Source organism: uncultured Roseobacter sp., assembly GCF_947495275.1.
Lineage (GTDB): Bacteria > Pseudomonadota > Alphaproteobacteria > Rhodobacterales > Rhodobacteraceae > Roseobacter.
Genome location: NZ_CANLYL010000003.1, coordinates 37,332 through 53,012, shown reverse-complemented (window position 1 = coordinate 53,012; position 15,681 = coordinate 37,332). Strand labels below are relative to the sequence as shown.

General features: G+C 56.4%; 15 protein-coding genes. 8 read left to right on the top strand and 7 right to left on the bottom strand.

Annotation, left to right across the window (positions count from 1 at the left end; genetic code table 11):
- Positions 1–12: 12 nt before the first annotated feature.
- The 3 genes from Q0802_RS06755 to Q0802_RS06745 form a co-directional block, all read right to left on the bottom strand.
- Positions 13–1,638, bottom strand: a complete 1,626-nt coding sequence (locus Q0802_RS06755) for a TRAP transporter large permease subunit (protein ID WP_298915444.1) — start codon at positions 1,636–1,638, stop codon at positions 13–15.
- Complete coding sequence (locus Q0802_RS06750) at positions 1,638–2,483, bottom strand: TRAP transporter small permease (RefSeq protein WP_298915442.1); 846 nt, start codon at positions 2,481–2,483, stop codon at positions 1,638–1,640. The genes Q0802_RS06755 and Q0802_RS06750 overlap by 1 nt, the downstream gene beginning before the upstream one ends.
- A 94-nt stretch (positions 2,484–2,577) precedes the next feature.
- Positions 2,578–3,603 (bottom strand): TRAP transporter substrate-binding protein, encoded by a 1,026-nt coding sequence (locus Q0802_RS06745; protein WP_298915438.1) that lies wholly within the window; start codon positions 3,601–3,603, stop codon positions 2,578–2,580.
- A gap of 191 nt (positions 3,604–3,794) precedes the next feature.
- On the opposite strand from Q0802_RS06745, the gene Q0802_RS06740 reads away from it, so the two are divergent.
- The gene (locus tag Q0802_RS06740; RefSeq protein WP_298915435.1) at positions 3,795–4,484 is read left to right on the top strand and encodes a GntR family transcriptional regulator; all 690 of its coding nucleotides are present in this window, start codon (positions 3,795–3,797) and stop codon (positions 4,482–4,484) included.
- Here Q0802_RS06740 and denD read toward each other — a convergent pair.
- Both denD and Q0802_RS06730 read right to left on the bottom strand, forming a co-directional pair.
- Complete coding sequence (denD, locus tag Q0802_RS06735; RefSeq protein ID WP_298915432.1) at positions 4,448–5,431, bottom strand: D-erythronate dehydrogenase; 984 nt, start codon at positions 5,429–5,431, stop codon at positions 4,448–4,450. The genes Q0802_RS06740 and denD overlap by 37 nt on opposite strands.
- Positions 5,428–6,315 (bottom strand): NAD(P)-dependent oxidoreductase, encoded by an 888-nt coding sequence (locus Q0802_RS06730; RefSeq protein WP_298915429.1) that lies wholly within the window; start codon positions 6,313–6,315, stop codon positions 5,428–5,430. Before Q0802_RS06730 ends, denD begins: the two co-directional genes overlap by 4 nt.
- Positions 6,316–6,510: 195 nt before the next feature.
- On the opposite strand from Q0802_RS06730, the gene Q0802_RS06725 reads away from it, so the two are divergent.
- From Q0802_RS06725 to Q0802_RS06710, 4 genes are read left to right on the top strand one after another with little or no spacing between them, the layout of a single operon-like run.
- Positions 6,511–7,272 carry an SDR family oxidoreductase gene (locus Q0802_RS06725; RefSeq protein WP_298915426.1) on the top strand — a complete coding sequence of 254 codons (762 nt, stop codon included), beginning with the start codon at positions 6,511–6,513 and terminating at the stop codon, positions 7,270–7,272.
- Entirely contained in the window at positions 7,269–9,065 is a 1,797-nt protein-coding gene (locus tag Q0802_RS06720) for an IlvD/Edd family dehydratase (protein ID WP_298915423.1), read from the top strand. The genes Q0802_RS06725 and Q0802_RS06720 overlap by 4 nt, the downstream gene beginning before the upstream one ends.
- 10 nt (positions 9,066–9,075) lie before the next feature.
- Positions 9,076–9,924, top strand: a complete 849-nt coding sequence (locus tag Q0802_RS06715; protein WP_298915420.1) for a fumarylacetoacetate hydrolase family protein — start codon at positions 9,076–9,078, stop codon at positions 9,922–9,924.
- A gap of 2 nt (positions 9,925–9,926) precedes the next feature.
- Complete coding sequence (locus Q0802_RS06710; protein WP_298915417.1) at positions 9,927–10,877, top strand: 2-hydroxyacid dehydrogenase; 951 nt, start codon at positions 9,927–9,929, stop codon at positions 10,875–10,877.
- A gap of 54 nt (positions 10,878–10,931) precedes the next feature.
- Here Q0802_RS06710 and Q0802_RS06705 read toward each other — a convergent pair whose 3' ends face one another.
- Together Q0802_RS06705 and Q0802_RS06700 are read right to left on the bottom strand one after the other, a co-directional pair.
- A complete protein-coding gene (locus tag Q0802_RS06705; RefSeq protein WP_298915414.1) occupies positions 10,932–11,591 on the bottom strand; it encodes a ChrR family anti-sigma-E factor in 660 nt (219 codons plus the stop codon).
- 5 nt (positions 11,592–11,596) lie between these two features.
- Positions 11,597–12,148 (bottom strand): sigma-70 family RNA polymerase sigma factor, encoded by a 552-nt coding sequence (locus tag Q0802_RS06700; RefSeq protein WP_366523305.1) that lies wholly within the window; start codon positions 12,146–12,148, stop codon positions 11,597–11,599.
- 215 nt (positions 12,149–12,363) lie between these two features.
- On the opposite strand from Q0802_RS06700, the gene Q0802_RS06695 reads away from it, so the two are divergent.
- Genes Q0802_RS06695 through Q0802_RS06685 form a run of 3 tightly spaced genes read left to right on the top strand, consistent with a single transcriptional unit; the run spans position 12,364 to position 15,679 of the window.
- The gene (locus Q0802_RS06695; RefSeq protein WP_298915407.1) at positions 12,364–13,692 is read left to right on the top strand and encodes an FAD-dependent oxidoreductase; all 1,329 of its coding nucleotides are present in this window, start codon (positions 12,364–12,366) and stop codon (positions 13,690–13,692) included.
- Positions 13,689–14,447, top strand: coding sequence for a DUF1365 domain-containing protein (locus Q0802_RS06690; protein WP_298915404.1), 759 nt, complete (start codon positions 13,689–13,691; stop codon positions 14,445–14,447). The genes Q0802_RS06695 and Q0802_RS06690 overlap by 4 nt, the downstream gene beginning before the upstream one ends.
- On the top strand, positions 14,444–15,679 hold the full coding sequence (locus Q0802_RS06685) for an MFS transporter (RefSeq protein ID WP_298915401.1): 1,236 nt from the start codon (positions 14,444–14,446) through the stop codon (positions 15,677–15,679). The genes Q0802_RS06690 and Q0802_RS06685 overlap by 4 nt, the downstream gene beginning before the upstream one ends.
- Positions 15,680–15,681: the final 2 nt, after the last annotated feature.

Here is a 15,681-nt window from a genome sequence, read left to right as displayed (position 1 = left end):
GTTCTCCATCATCTATGGCAAAAGCAGAGACACAATGGGGGGCCAGATCAGCAGGACAGACAGGGCGCAGAGCTGAATGCCGATGAACGGCAGAAAGCCCTTGAAAATATCCGTCAGGCTGATGTGGGGCGGGGCCACCGATTTCAGATAGAAGGCAGCGGGCCCGAAGGGTGGGCTGAGAAAGCTTACCTGCATGTTCATACAGAAGACCACGCCAAACCAGATTGCCACATGGCGCGGGTTCAGCTCGCCGATAAGTCCGATTTCCTCGATGGGCAACCGCTGTACGATGGGTAGAAAGACGGGGATGATCAGTAGCACGATGCCGACCCAATCCATGAAGGCCCCCATAAAGAGCAGGATCAGCATCATCGCAAGGATAATGCCCATGGTTGGCAAATCGGAGCCCACGATGAAATCGGCCACATAAACCGGCCCGCCCGCGATTGTATAGGCCCCGGCGAGGGCTGCTGCACCAATCGTCACCCAGATGATCGTTCCGGTGGATTTGAGCGTGCGCATCAGGCTGTCCCACACGAGATCAAAGGAGGCCTCGCCGCGGAAAATCGCGATGACGAGCACTGCCAATGCTCCCATACCGGCGGCTTCGGTGATGCCGGTGATGCCGCCATAGATGGATCCCAGCACGACGCCGATCACAACGATGGGTGGCACAAGACCTTTACCCATGGACCATCCCAAAGCGGTCCGGGCGCGACCCAAAACACCAAACATCACCACAAAGGAAGCAACAACCGCTCCGCCAAACCAGGGCAGGTAGTCCGCGGTGCCATAGGCAATGGCGTCACCCGTTTGCGCCGCATTCTGACCACTGAGTTCAAAGAACAAGGCACGCAGGAAGAGCGCAGAGCTGAAACCTGCAACCAGAACGCAGAGGAATGCCAAGAACAGTTTGAACTTCTCCATGCCGTAGGGCTCGCCTTCGACCGGGTCGGGCAAAGGAGCATCTTGCGGGCGGAGCTGTGTGCGTACGATGATGTAAAAGATGATGAAAGATGCCAGCATGAAACCGGGCAGGAACGAGGCGGTGAACAGCGCCTTGATCGATGTCTCCGTGATCAGCCCATAGATGATCAGAACAATCGACGGCGGGATCATCGTTCCAAGGCTGCCCGAGGCGCAGATCGTGCCGATCGCAAGGTTCTGACTATACCCCAGACGAAGCATTTGCGGGAGCGCAATCAACCCCAAGAGCACAACCTCGCCGCCAATGATCCCCGACATTGCGGCCATGATAACAGCCATGATGGAAGTCACGATGGCGATGCCGCCACGGGTGCGGTTCAGCCAGACATTAAGGGAAGAATACATCTCCTTGGCGATGCCTGAGCGTTCCAGCAAGGCGGCCATGAAAATGAACAGCGGAATGGATATGAGGACATAGTCCGTTAACAGCCCGTATATTTTCTGCGCCAGAATATTGAGCGGCCCGGTACCGGGTCTGCCGGTCAGTATGCCTTCGCCAAAGGTCCAGGGCGCTGTCAGTAGTGCCGGTTCAAATTTCATAACCAGAACAAGAACCGACAGGATCGCGGAGGCGAAACCCAGTGGCATGCCGATGGCGAGCAAAAGGACCAGGCCCAGCATCAGGACCAGTGAGATTGTGCCAATATCCATTACTTCTGCTCCGGTTCGTCTGCGCCGACAGCCGCGCGCAGGCGGGCGATTTCGTCTTCGTCAATATCGTCCGCCGCTGTATGAACGGTGGGTTCGGTGTTCCAGTCGGAAATCAGATTGATGACGGCCTGCACGGCCACCATTGCAACGATGAACAGGACGGTCGGTTTCAGGGTTGCCGGGATGGGCGGATTGAAGGCCGATCCATATAGCTCCCATCTGGCGAATTTCTGAAAAGCTTCGCCGTAGCCGCCGTAGAAGAGAAAAAACGCAAATGTCACGATCAGCAGTGTCGAGATCACGTCACATACGTGCTGCAAGGTGCGTGGCATGGCGTCGTAGATGATGAAAATGCGGATGTGGCTGCGCTGCTGCATGGCGTAAAGCCCGGCGCAGAGGAAAATATATCCAGCCAGCCAGAGCGACAATTCATTGGCCCAAAGCGTGCCGGATGCCAGAACATAGCGGGTGAAAACTTCGTAGAGCATGACGCCCATCAACACCACGACCAGCATCATCGTAACGCGACCAACAAAGACGGCGGTGCGATCCAGTGTTCCCCAGGCTTCGAATTCCATGGGAGCCCGGCGCACGGTCAGAATGCCGATGACGGCCAAAACGGGTATCAGAAGTAACGCGATAAGATCGATGATATCAATATGCGTGCCCATGACGACGGGCATATTCGGGGCCACGTCGACGCGGGCAAAATGGGCCGCTAGCTGGTCGCCGTGCCCACCCCAATCCAGTATGAAAGCAGGCATATGCCAAATGACCCAGCCGCCGCAAAAGATGAAGCCAAGCGGCACGATCCATTCGATCAGGCTTCCTGATTTTTCCTGCATGATGTCCCCCACCAGATTGGCCGCTGATTATTGTTGTCTGGGCCAGAAAGATTCAGGCCCTGCCTTTGCGAGCAGGGCCTGAATTCAAGTCATATTAGTCGGATACCAAACCCAGTTGAGAGAGGTAGGCAAGGTGCGCCTCAACCAGAGCTTTGGCTTCTGGTGTATCCGCGAACTCTGGCCATGTGGCTTGAGCCGCTGCCCGGAATTTGGCCAGTTCCTCAGGTGCCCATTGGGACAATGTAACGCCTTGTTCACGCAATTGCGCCGCTGCTTCTGCGTTCTTTTTCTCAAACGTCAGCGCCGTGCGCAGTGCAAGAGCTTCCATCGTCACTTTCATGATCTTCTGATGGTGCGCGGGCATTGCGTCGAACACGGCCTTGTTGCAGGCTAGGTGATCGGACGGCATCGAGTGGAAGCCGGGGAAGTTGGCATATTTTACGATGTCGTAAAGTCCCAAGCCCACGTTATTGGCGAGGCCTGAAGCGTCAGCCCCATCAATGATCCCTGTCTCCAGAGCCGTAAAGATTTCGGTGAAATCCATCACGATCGGCTGTGCACCGAGTTTTTCAAAGATCTTGGTTTCCATGCCGGGGGGCGAGCGGAACTTCCAACCTTCAAAGTCGGCAACTTTTTCGATCGGCTTACCGGACGCAAAGGATTCCTGACCGTAGACCCACCAACCGATCAGCTCCATGCCGAATTTGTTGTAAAGTGGTGCCGCCGCCTCACGTCCACCGCCGAAATAGAGCCAGCTGAGCTGCTGATATGGGGTCTCATAGCCGCCCATGATGTCGCCAACAAACTGGAACGCGGAGTTCTTGCCTGTCTGATAGCCACCGCCCGTCATATCACAGTCGAGAATGCCGGTTGCGGCGGCATCAAATGTTTCCACCGGTTTGACCACGGAAGCGCTGTAGAACATTTCGACTTCGATTTCGCCGTTCGACATGTCCTGAATGTCTTCTACGTATTGAGCAGCCAGTTTGCCGGATACGGTTTCAGGCGCGTAGTGCGTCTGAATGCGCAGCTTTGTTACGGCGTGGCCATCTGCCAATGCAGATGTCGCAGTCAAAGCTGCAAGAGCGGCGACAGTGGCCGCCTTTTTCATCAGTTTCATTGTTGTCCTCCCAGACGTTGAGCGCACGTATAAGTTGGGGCTTTGAAATCCCGTTCGTGATTACGCTAACGGAACGTTAGGCTGAGGCGGCAGGCACACGCAAGAAAATATTTTATTTTTCAGGAATTTTGAGATTTTGTTTGAATTTCGAATTTTTGGCGGTATCAAAAATAATGCATGGGGAGATAGAGATGGGTGCTCAGGACGCTGATATTTTTGACGACATGCGTCATCGCCTCATCACAGGAGAGTTCGGCTACGGTAGCAAGTTACGCGCCGAAAAGCTACGCCAGGATTATAATTGTTCGGCCAGTACGGTGCGCGAAGTCCTGTTTCGTCTGTCCACCGTGGGCCTGGTGGAGTTTCAGGAACAGCGTGGTTTTCGTGCGCCACATCAGTCACTTGAGCGCCAGCATGATCTCACGCAGATGCGCATCATGCTGGAAAGTGAAGGGGCCTGTTTGTCGATCAGAATGGGAGGTGTGGATTGGGAATCCCGGTTGACAGCGGCCCACCACAAACTGTCACACATCGAGACACGCGTGCGGTCATCTGGAGACGTGATTCCCCTTTTGGGGCTTTGGAGCCGCGCTGAGCAGGAGTTTCATGAGACGCTGATTGATGCGTGTGATTCGAAACTTCTCAAGCGCACGCATCAGGTCATTTATGAGCAATTCCGCCAGCAACTTGTCTCCGCAGAAACCAATTACGGCTATTTCCCCGAGAACATTCGAGAGCATCAGGCGATTCTTGATGCGGCGCTTGAACGCAACGAGGACCTGATGCGCGTGCGGATAAATGATCATCTGGCGCGTAACCTGATGAAACCGATTCCGGAAAAAACTCAAGTAGAGGCGGCAGGTAAATCCTCGGCAATATAGGTTTGAACAATCTCACCGAAACTGCTCTCTGCCCGGAACCCGAGCTTGATGGCGCGGGTGGGATCAAAATTGCGGGGCCAGCCTTCCACTATTTTGATGATATCGGGGTCAGGCTGCGGTTTGATCAGATCGACGGCCTTTTGTCCGGCAGCGGCGCGTAGGGCTTCAATTTGCTCGGCAACGGTGCAACTCAATCCGGGGAGATTAAGCGCACGTCTGCCTTCCAGAAGGTCAGTATCCAACGTGGCCGCATGGGTGAGAAAGCCCGCAGCAGCCTTAGGCGATGCGTGCCAGTGACGTACCGTATCATCAACGGGTAGAATTGCTTCCTCTCCGTTCAGCGGTTCACGGATGATGCCGGAGAAGAACGACGACGCCGCGAGGTTTGGTTTTCCCGGCCGAACACAAATGGTGGGAAGCCGAAGCGACAGACCATCGACAAACCCCTTGCGGCTGAAATCTGTCAGCATCAACTCGCTAACAGCTTTCTGGGCGCCATAGCTCGTTTGCGGTGCTGACAGGAAAAGGTCGTCGATCTTCTCGGGGAAAGGACCCCCGAACACCGCAATGGAGGAGGTGAAAACGACGCGCGGCACGTAGGTGCCTCCAGATGCGTCATGTTCGGCACGGAACGCTTCCAGCAAATGCCACATGGACATCATGTTGATGTCCCAGCCCTTGGAGAAGTTGGTTTCTGCCTCGCCAGAGACAATGGCCGCCAAATGGAACACAATATCCGGTCGTGCTGCCGCAAGTTGCTGTGCGGCACCCGTCTGCGACAGGTTGCCGATTTTCTGTTTCGGACCGGCAACCGCACCTGTTGGAAAGGCCACGTCAAAAAGCGTGATATCCAGCGCACCGTGATCTTCCAATCCGTCGCGTACCAGCTGGCCTGCCAGTTTTTGGCCAACCATGCCGCCGCCCCCGATGATAAGTACTTTTGTCATGTCAGCAGTCCATTTCGGGATTTGAGTTCGAGGTAGAGGCCGGAGTGATCTTTGTCAGCGCCGTTCATCGCATCAATGAAATACTGAAATCGATCCCGAACGTTTTCCGTTGCAGGCAGGTTCAGGCCCAAATGGCGCGCCTCATCGAGCGTGTTGTTGAGGTCTTTCACCTGGAATTTGGTCAGGCCGCCGGGTTCAAAATCTCCATTTGTCATCCGCGCCCCGTGTTGCTGGAGGATCGTGCTATCCGCAAATCCGCCCTTGAGCGCCTCGCGCACCGCAGCCGGGTCTGCGCCGCCTTTTTCAACCAGTAACATGGCCTCGGCAACAGCACTAATGGTCACGGCGACAATGGTCTGATTGGCGAGTTTTGATAGCTGCCCTGCGCCGGAGGGACCCACGTGCACCGGCCGTCCCATGGCTTGCAATACCTCGCGTGCGGCGTCGAACGTATCGGCGTCGCCGCCAACCATAATCGCCAGTGCTGCGTTTTCTGCGCCTTTGGTGCCGCCGGACACCGGTGCATCCAGATGGGAGATCCCAAGGTCTTTTAGTTTGCTGGACTGCTCACGCGCGTGCTCCGGCTTGGCGCTGGACATGTCCAGCCAGATCGCATTTTTGGAGAGCGCCCTCTGCACTTCTTCGTCTTCGATCAGGGCCCCGGTTGCGAACCCGTCAGAAAGCATCGTGATGACAAACTCGGCGCTCGTGATGGCCTCGACCGGATTGGTCGCCAGCGTGGCCCCATGAGCCACCAGCGGTTCGGCGCGCGACGCACTGCGGTTCCAGACTGTCAGGTCGTGCCCGGCCTTCATCAGGTTCAGCGACATTGGGAAACCCATGAGCCCCGTTCCAATCAAGGTGATCTTGCGCGATGTCGTCATTTTGTGGCCGTCCTGTGATGTTCGTCTTTCAAAGCTGTGGCCAAATCCATGGCTGTGTCATACGCTAACGTAAACCAGCCATTGGACCAGCCCGTCTGATGGTTTTTTGACGAAGACAGCAAAAAGCATGCGCCATGGACAGGGGACCAATGCAATCCGCAGAGGGTCGCTGGCGAATTGCGACGGGGGAAAAACATGTCAGGGCAACGACTTAGTGGGAAACGCGCGCTGGTAACAGCCGCCGGTCAGGGCATTGGCCGGGCAAGCGCAATTGCAATGGCCGCTGAAGGGGCAACGGTTTTTGCGACCGACATTAACGCAAAGGCACTTTCCACGATTCGCGAGGCGAATCACGAAAATATCGAAATTTTCGAACTTGACGCCCGGAGTGATGAGAGTGTTGCCGCCGGAATTGCTGAGGCGCAACCGGATATCCTGTTCAATTGCGCGGGCTTTGTTCACCACGGGACCGTGTTGGACGCGACAGACGATGAATGGGAGTTCGCTTTTGACCTGAACGTCAAATCGATGCTCCGCACGATCCGCGCGGCGCTGCCGGGTATGTTGGGAAAAGGTGGCGGGTCGATCATCAATATGTCTTCGGCCTGTTCGTCCGTGATCGGTGCACCCAATCGGTTTATCTACGGGACCACCAAGGCCGCTGTGATCGGGCTGACGAAATCAATTGCTGTCGATTATGTTGCCAAGGGGATCAGGTGCAATTGTATCTGCCCGGGAACGGTGGAAAGCCCAAGCTGGCACGACCGCGTGGACGCTTTGGGCAAAGAGTTGGGCAGCAAGGAAGAAGCGCTCAAACAATTTGTGTCGCGCCAGCCCATGGGCCGCGTGGCCACCGCCGAAGAAATCGCAGCCCTTGTTGTCTATCTTGCAAGCGATGAAAGTGCGTTTACAACAGGGCATCCCCATATCATCGACGGAGGCTGGTCGGGCCAATGAAGAAAATCGGCATCGAAAACTTGCGGTCACGCAAATGGTTTATGAATCCGGACAATCCGGAGATGACCGCGCTCTATCTGGAGCGATATCTGAATTACGGCCTGACGCGCGAAGAGCTGCAATCGGGCAAGCCAATCATCGGGATCGCGCAGACCGGCAGTGATCTCAGCCCCTGCAATCGCCATCATCTGGAGCTGACCAAACGGGTGCGCGACGGCATCATCGCGGCGGGCGGGACATGCATCGAGGTGCCCGTGCATCCCATTCAGGAGACCGGCAAGCGCCCTACGGCCATGCTAGACCGCAACCTTGCCTATCTGTCACTGGTGGAGACGCTGTTTGGCTATCCGCTGGATGGTGTGGTGCTGAACATCGGGTGTGACAAGACAACACCTGCCTTGTTGATGGCCGCAGCCACGGTAAACATTCCGGCGGTCGCCCTGTCCGTTGGACCGATGCTGAATGGGTATTTCCGTGGCGAGCGGACGGGGTCAGGCACAATCGTGTGGAAAGCCCGCGAAATGCTGGCTGCCGGTGAAATTGACGACGATGGGTTCATGGAACTGGTGGCGTCTTCCGCGCCGTCGGTGGGGTACTGCAACACCATGGGGACCGCGACGACGATGAATTCGCTGGCCGAAGCTTTGGGCATGCAACTGCCCGGTTCTGCGGCAATCCCGGCGCCCTACCGCGAGCGTGGCCAGATCAGCTATGAAACCGGGCGGCGGATCGTCGACATGGTGTGGGAAGATCTGCGTCCCTCCGACATCATGACACGGGAAGCATTTGAAAACACGATTGTTATCAACTCCGCGATTGGTGGGTCCACAAACGCGCCCATTCATCTCAATGGCGTGGCGCGCCACCTGGGCGTGCCGCTAGATAACAACGACTGGCAGAAGATCGGTCATGATGTGCCCTTGCTGGTGAATTTGCAGCCTGCTGGCGAGTATCTGGGCGAGGATTATCAGCACGCCGGCGGTGTGCCAGCAGTCGTTGGCGAATTGATCGCCGCCGGTTTGCTGCCGCATCCGGATGCCATTACGGCAAATGGCAAGACCATGGCGGAAAATTGCGCTCACCGGCGCAGTGAAGATGCGAAGGTGATCAAACCCGCGTCTGACCCGCTGAAAGCGCAGGCCGGATTCATCAATCTGACGGGTAATCTCTTTGACAGCGCAATCATGAAAACCAGCGTAATCAGTGATAATTTCCGCGCGAAATACCTCTCCAATCCCGATGACCTGAACGCTTTTGAAGGGCGTGCGGTTGTTTTTGACGGGCCGGAAGATTTCCACCATCGCATTGATGATCCTGCCGAAAACATTGACGAGGATTGCGTCCTGTTCATGCGGGGTGCTGGCCCCAAAGGGTATCCCGGCGGGGCGGAGGTCGTGAACATGCGCCCGCCGTCCTATCTGTTGAAAAAGGGGGTCGAAGCGCTGCCTTGCGTGGGTGACGGTCGCCAATCGGGGACATCTGGCAGCCCGTCGATCCTGAACGCCTCGCCGGAGGCGGCGGACGGTGGCGGTCTGGCACTTTTGCAGAACGGCGACCGGGTGCGGATCGATCTCAACAAATGCACGGCGGATATGCTGGTGCCATTGGATGAGCTGGCCGAACGCGCCCGCCAGTTTGAGGCAAACGGCGGCTATGACGCCCCTGTCAGCCAATCGCCCTGGCAGCAGTATTTCCGCGAAAAAGTTGGCCGCTTCGATCAGGGGATGATCCTTGAGGACGCAGACAAATACCAAGACATCGCCCGCGCTTCGATGCCGCGCGATAACCACTAAGGAAGAATAGATGAAACTTGTACGCTATGGCGCAATGGGCGCTGAAAAACCCGGATTGCTGGACGCTGCGGGAACGTTACGCGATCTTTCGGCGCATGTTGGAGATATCGCGGGTGAAGTGCTGTCAGATGCTGGTCTGGAAAAGCTGCGCGCCATTGATCCGTCGACCCTGCCGGAGGTGTCGGGCAGCCCGCGCATCGGTGCCTGTGTCGGCAACATTGGCAAGTTTCTGTGTATCGGTCTGAACTACTCGGATCATGCAGCGGAAACCGGCGCGGCGATCCCGGAACACCCGATCCTGTTTTTCAAGGCGAATTCAGCCGTGGTGGGTGCTTATGACGATGTTTCCATGCCGCGCGGCTCGACCCATACCGATTGGGAAGTGGAATTGGGCGTCGTCATCGGCACCACGGCCAAATACGTCAGCAAGGAAAACGCGCTGGACCACGTTGCGGGATATTGCGTTGTCAATGATGTCTCCGAACGGCATTTCCAGACGCAGTTGACCGGGCAATGGACCAAGGGAAAATCCTGCGACACATTTGGCCCGACAGGTCCGTGGCTGGTGACCCGTGACGAGGTGGCCGATCCGCAAAACCTCGCCATGAGCCTCGATGTGAACGGTCAACGGATGCAGACGGGCAATACCTCTACCATGATTTTTACCGTGGCGGAGATCATTGAACATCTCTCGGGTCTGATGACGTTGCATCCAGGGGACGTGATCACAACGGGCACGCCGCCCGGTGTCGGCATGGGGATGAAACCTGACCCCGTTTACCTCAAGAAAGGCGATGTGATGGAACTGACCATCGAAGGCCTGGGTCGTCAGCGACAAACCGTGACCGAGGACAATTGAGCATGGCAAATCTATTCATGATTGGTGGCGCCACGGATGTGATGCTGGAACGCCTTGGAGAGAAGTTCACCATTCACCGGGCATCGGACATGGACGATCCGCAGGCCTGGCTTGATGAAAACGGTGCTGGCGTGGACTATGTCGCGACCAACGGCCATGACGGCGTGAAACCGGCGTTTATGGCGGCTTTGCCAAACCTCAAGGCAATCAGTTGTTACGGCGTCGGGTATGATGCCATCGACACGAACGCAGCCCGGGAAAAGGGCGTGGTGGTCACCCATACGCCCAACGTTCTGAACGCCGAAGTCGCGACAACCGCCGTGATGCTGATGATGGTCTGTTACCGCGAATTGTTGCGCGATGACGCCTATGTACGTGCAGGCCGGTGGGAGACAGAGGGCAATGCGCCGCTGACCCGCTCGGTGGACGGGCAAACTGTCGGTATTCTTGGTCTTGGCCGGATCGGTCAGGCGATTGCCGACAAGCTGGCGCCTTTCGACACGACGGTCGTTTACCATTCACGCAGCCCGAAGGATGTGGATTACAAATACTACGGCAATCTCGTGGATATGGCGCGGGATGTGGATGTGCTGATCTGTATCACACCCGGCGGGCCGTCGACCAACAAGATCGTCAACCGGGAAGTGCTTGATGCACTGGGTCCGCAGGGCACCCTGATCAATGTCAGCCGTGGCAGTGTTGTGGATGAGGACGCCTTGATCGCAGCCTTGCAGGACGGGCGTTTGGGCTGGGCCGGTCTCGACGTTTTTGTTGAAGAACCCAAGGTTCCGGAAGCGCTGCGGAAACTCGATAACGTCGTTTTATTGCCGCATGTCGGCAGTGCCACGGTGGAAACGCGCGCCGCCATGGGGGCGTTGACCGTGGACAACCTGCTTCAACACCTCAAAGACGGCACGGTGATCAGCCCAGTGCCGGAGTGTGCGGATATGTAGGCGCCGCCCGTCTGAGTGCAAAAACGGGCCTTTTCGGGCCCGTATTTGTCTGGGTTAGATGCGCAGGAATTTTTGTGCTATTTTCGGGATCAACCGGTCAAATTGCAAAGGCGCATCCGTGACCGCGAGGCAGATGCAATCCTCATGGATATCCGCCACGGGCGTGTGATGTAGATCGCTGTCTGCGATTTCCACATCACCGCGCGCGAAGTAGCCGTCGTCATCCTGAAACGCCCCTTGCAGCACCATCGTCATCTCGGTGCCTTGGTGGCCATGGTCGGGCATGGCCGTGCCCGCCGGAATAAGAAGCAACCGGGCGGATGCTTCCTTCGACGTTGGCAGGATCGCCTGTTTGACGCCCATGCCAACTGGTTTCCAGCGGATGGCATTCAGGTCGCCGCCCACATAGTCGCGCAGCGGTTTAGGTAGTACAGCGCACCCGGTATCTTCAGTTGCGGCCGTTTCAACAGGGCCGCCTGCGATCAAGGCTAAAGTTGCGGCGTAGCTCTCAGCGCTCACCAATGCCTCTTTGCCATCCTGGAGCTGTTCCAGAACTTCGCCGCCCAGGGCTTCAAAGCTTTCAGCCTGTGCCCTGCAGGCGTCGCATAGGGAAAGATGTGCCGCAACCATTAGGTTGAAAGCTTCGGGTAACGCGCCTGCGGCGTAGGCCATAAGCACGGAGTCATTAAGATGGTGTTTGATGTTCTCACTCATGTCATTCACTTCATTACATGGCGCAATCGTTCCAGCGCCAGACGTATTCTCGATTTGATCGTGCCCAGGGGCAGACCGGTTTCAGCGGCGATTTCGCTATGGGTCAGATCCCCGAAATACGCCTTTTCTATCAACTCCCTCTGAGCGCTTGGCAAATCCGCCAAAGCTGCACCCAGCAGTTCCGTTTCTTGTTGCAGATTCAGAATATCCGCCTGATCTGGTTCTTCTTCCGGCCCCCAAGTGAGGTCCTCCGGTTCGGGTCTGCGCTGACGGCGCAGCAAGTCAATTTTCCGGTTCCGCGCAATCGTGAAAATCCACGTTGCAACGGACGCGCGTGACGCATCAAACTGATGCGCTTTGTGCCACAAGGTCGCCATAACATCCTGCGTGCACTCTTCGGCCAAGGATGCATCCGCACCGGACTTGATCAAAAACCCCTTCACGCGTGGCGCAAAGTGATCAAACAAATCCGCAAAGGCCTGGGTATCCTTATGGTCCCGAATGCGAGATACATGTTCGACCCAAAGCAATCTGGCTGCTGCATTTTTCGGCGTCACCGGTTGTTTCTTTACCTTTTCATTGCGCACAAACCCGATCGAGTTTGCGCCAGCACTCGCTAGCTTGGGTCGAATTTCAACATTTGCCAACATGCACCGTTTACGCCGCAGGTGCATAATTGGATCAAATTTTTTTGTTTGACACGGGATGCATCCATTTTTCTACGCTCATCGTATACATTCCATCAACACAACGAGTTGCGGACCTTAAAGTGATGCCCTTCGACACCCTCACAGCAACGTCACTTCCTGAAAGCGGGCGTCATGGCAAACCTTTGAGGATTGCTGTCATCGGCGGCGGCATATCCGGTATGGCTGCGGCTTACATGATGAGCAAGGAACATCAGGTGACGCTGTTCGAGGCCGAACCGCGCCTGGGGGGTCATGCGCGGACGGTGGTTGCGGGCAAGAACAAAGATCAGCCCGTCGATACAGGGTTCATCGTGTTCAATTACGCCAACTATCCTTATATGTCGGCGCTTTTTGAACAGCTGGATGTTCCTGTCACCAAGTCGAACATGAGCTTTGGCGCGTCAATTGATGGCGGTCGGCTGGAATATGCGCTGACATCCCTTGATGCGCTCTTTGCACAACGTCGCAACGCGGTAACCCCTGCATTCTTGGCGATGGTGCGGGATATTCTGAGCTTTAACAAACATGCGTTGGATATTGCGCAAGACAGAAACCTGACCCTGGAGGAGTTCCTCCAGAAGCTTGGTTCCGGAGACTGGTTCCGTGACTACTATCTGTTGCCGCTTTCCGGTGCGATCTGGTCAACGCCAACAGAAAAGATCATGGATTTCCCTGCGCATGCGATGATCGAGTTTTTCAAGAACCATGCGCTGCTTGGGGTGACGGGACAGCATCAGTGGTACACGGTCGATGGTGGTTCCATCCAATACGTTCGCAGACTGGAGAGCGCTCTGCGAGACCGGGGCGCGCAACTGCGGCTTGGGACCGCTGTCAAATCCGTGAAACGCGATGCCGGGCGTGTGATTGTTCAGGCCTGGCAGAGTGATCCGCAGGAGTTCGACGAGGTGATCCTCGCGACCCACTCAGACGACAGTCTGCGCCTTCTTGGGGATGCGTCGGATCAGGAACGGCAGGCCCTGGGGGCAATCGCCTATCAGCCAAATGACATCATTCTTCATGCGGATGAGACGATTATGCCGAAACGACGTAAAACGTGGGCCAGTTGGGTCTATACGGAAGATCAGGCGGCGCAATCTGACCGAATTGACCTGACCTACTGGATGAATTCGCTGCAACCCATTCCGAAAGATGATCCGCATTTCGTGACCCTGAACACCAAACGCACGATCCGGGAGGAATTGATATACGATCATGTCACCCTGCGCCATCCGGTCTACGACCTGGCAGCACTGGCTGCGCAGAAAAAGGTGCAATCCTTCAATGGCACGAACAACACCTGGTTTTGTGGCGCCTGGATGAAAAACGGATTTCATGAAGATGGACTATCGAGCGCCGTTGACGTCGTCCGTGCCCTCCAGGAAAGACACAACCAGAAAATTGCAGCCGAATGACACGGCAAGTTGATCATATCGCCGGCCAAACCTTTCATGGACGCAAGGGCGCTGCGGAAAACGCGTTCCGCTACTCCGTGGACTATGTTCTGATGGACGCCGAGGCAGAGGTACACACACCTTACCTGTTTTCGCGGAACAAGCCCGGGTTGACGTCATTGCAGGATATTGACCATGGCGGTGCGCCGGGTGCGGGTCGCGGCGCCGGTTGGGTGCGCGACGTTCTTGAGCGCCATCAGATCACCGGTGTTGAAAAGATTGAGCTGCTGGCACAGCCGCGTATGTTGGGGCATGTCTTCAACCCTGTCAGTTTCTGGCTTTGTCGGCGGGCGGACGGAGCCCTGATCACCGTTATTGCTGAGGTCAGCAACACTTTCGGAGATCGTCATAGCTATCTGTGCCATCACATGGATCTCAGGCCCATTACCCCCAGCGATACGCTAACGGCGGCGAAAATATTCCATGTTTCGCCGTTCCAGCCGGTTGAGGGTGGTTACACGTTTCGCTTCGACATCACCGACGCACGCATCGGCATCTGGATAGATTATTCAAGAAAAGACGGGGGATTGATTGCAACCCTCACCGGCAAGCGTAAACCTCTGACCAATGGCGCGATATTGCGTTCGGCATTGCGACGCCCGTTCGGTGCGCGGCGTGTTCTGGCGCTGATCCACTGGCAGGCGTTTAAGCTCTGGCTGAAAGGCGCAAAGTACCGGGTGCGCCCGGTTCCGCCCGAAAATGAGGTTTCCCGGTGACGCAAGCAGCCGAACGCCTTCCGGCATATTCTCTCTTCGCGGCATTGCTTTCGGCCGCCGGGTTGCCGATCTACATCCACGCTCCGAAATTCTATGTGGATGAATATGGCGTCTCTCTCGCGGCACTCGGTGCGGTCTTGTTCGGGCTGCGACTGCTGGACGTTGTGCAGGATCCCCTGTTGGGAAAGCTGTCTGAGAAAATGCGGGACAGGCGCGCGATCTGCGTAACCATCGGCTGTGCTGTGATTGCCGTCGCCATGATTGGATTGTTCGCCATTCCTCCGCTGCTCTCCCCCCTGGTCTGGTTTGGCCTGACACTCACGCTTGTTTTTTCCGCATTCAGTTTCCTGACCATCAATTTTTATGCGCAGGGCGTCCTGAAGGCCGCGCGGCTATCGGGACAGGGCCATCTGAAACTGGCGCGGTGGCGGGAAAGTGGTGCGTTGATCGGGGTTTGTATTGCCGCTGTTGCACCAGTCGCCTTAGCCGCTTACGTGGCCTCTCCCTTTGCTTGGTTCGCAGCAGGTTTCTGCTGTCTGGCTCTACTGGCCGCATTGGTTATGGGACAGGAATGGAGTTCTGCGGGAACGCCCCCGGCCACCGGTTTTGGAACGGTGTTGAAAGATAAGCTGGCGCGCCGGTTGTTGCTGATAGCATTGGTGAATGCTGCCCCTGTTGCGGTCAGCTCAACCCTGTTCCTGTTTTTCGTTGAAAGCAGACTGGACGCACCAGGTCTCGAAGGTCCGCTGCTTTTGGTATTTTTCCTATCGGCTGCCGTGGCGGCGCCTGTCTGGGGCAGTCTGGCTGAGCGCTTCGGGGCCAGAGATGTGTTGATCCTCGCCATGATCCTTGCCATTTGCGCATTTGGCCTCACGTTAACCCTTGGTCCTGGAGATTGGGTGCTGTTTGCGATCATATGTGTGGCGTCCGGAGCGACATTGGGGGCCGATCTGACGTTGCTGCCCGCGATTTTCGCACAACGTCTGGCGCAAATTTCACCCTCCGCAGCAGAAGGTTTTGGACTTTGGTCATTCGTGTCGAAACTGACGCTTGCCTTTGCGGCAGTGACATTGCTGCCCTTGTTGGAGCGCGCAGGCTTTCAGAGTGGTGCTGCGTCCAACAATCCCGAAGATACGCTGGTATTGCTCGCATTGCTCTATGCTGCCGTTCCATGTGCCCTGAAGCTGGTCGCGGTCGCCCTGTTGGCTGTGACCAATTTGAGAGAGGTCTGAAA

Coding starts and splice junctions, on each gene's coding strand:
- Q0802_RS06755 (WP_298915444.1), bottom strand. CDS start 1,638: ATGGATATTGGCACAATCTCACTGGTCCTGATGCTGGGCCTGGTCCTT.
- Q0802_RS06750 (WP_298915442.1), bottom strand. CDS start 2,483: ATGCAGGAAAAATCAGGAAGCCTGATCGAATGGATCGTGCCGCTTGGC.
- Q0802_RS06745 (WP_298915438.1), bottom strand. CDS start 3,603: ATGAAACTGATGAAAAAGGCGGCCACTGTCGCCGCTCTTGCAGCTTTG.
- Q0802_RS06740 (WP_298915435.1), top strand. CDS start 3,795: ATGGGTGCTCAGGACGCTGATATTTTTGACGACATGCGTCATCGCCTC.
- denD (WP_298915432.1), bottom strand. CDS start 5,431: ATGACAAAAGTACTTATCATCGGGGGCGGCGGCATGGTTGGCCAAAAA.
- Q0802_RS06730 (WP_298915429.1), bottom strand. CDS start 6,315: ATGACGACATCGCGCAAGATCACCTTGATTGGAACGGGGCTCATGGGT.
- Q0802_RS06725 (WP_298915426.1), top strand. CDS start 6,511: ATGTCAGGGCAACGACTTAGTGGGAAACGCGCGCTGGTAACAGCCGCC.
- Q0802_RS06720 (WP_298915423.1), top strand. CDS start 7,269: ATGAAGAAAATCGGCATCGAAAACTTGCGGTCACGCAAATGGTTTATG.
- Q0802_RS06715 (WP_298915420.1), top strand. CDS start 9,076: ATGAAACTTGTACGCTATGGCGCAATGGGCGCTGAAAAACCCGGATTG.
- Q0802_RS06710 (WP_298915417.1), top strand. CDS start 9,927: ATGGCAAATCTATTCATGATTGGTGGCGCCACGGATGTGATGCTGGAA.
- Q0802_RS06705 (WP_298915414.1), bottom strand. CDS start 11,591: ATGAGTGAGAACATCAAACACCATCTTAATGACTCCGTGCTTATGGCC.
- Q0802_RS06695 (WP_298915407.1), top strand. CDS start 12,364: ATGCCCTTCGACACCCTCACAGCAACGTCACTTCCTGAAAGCGGGCGT.
- Q0802_RS06690 (WP_298915404.1), top strand. CDS start 13,689: ATGACACGGCAAGTTGATCATATCGCCGGCCAAACCTTTCATGGACGC.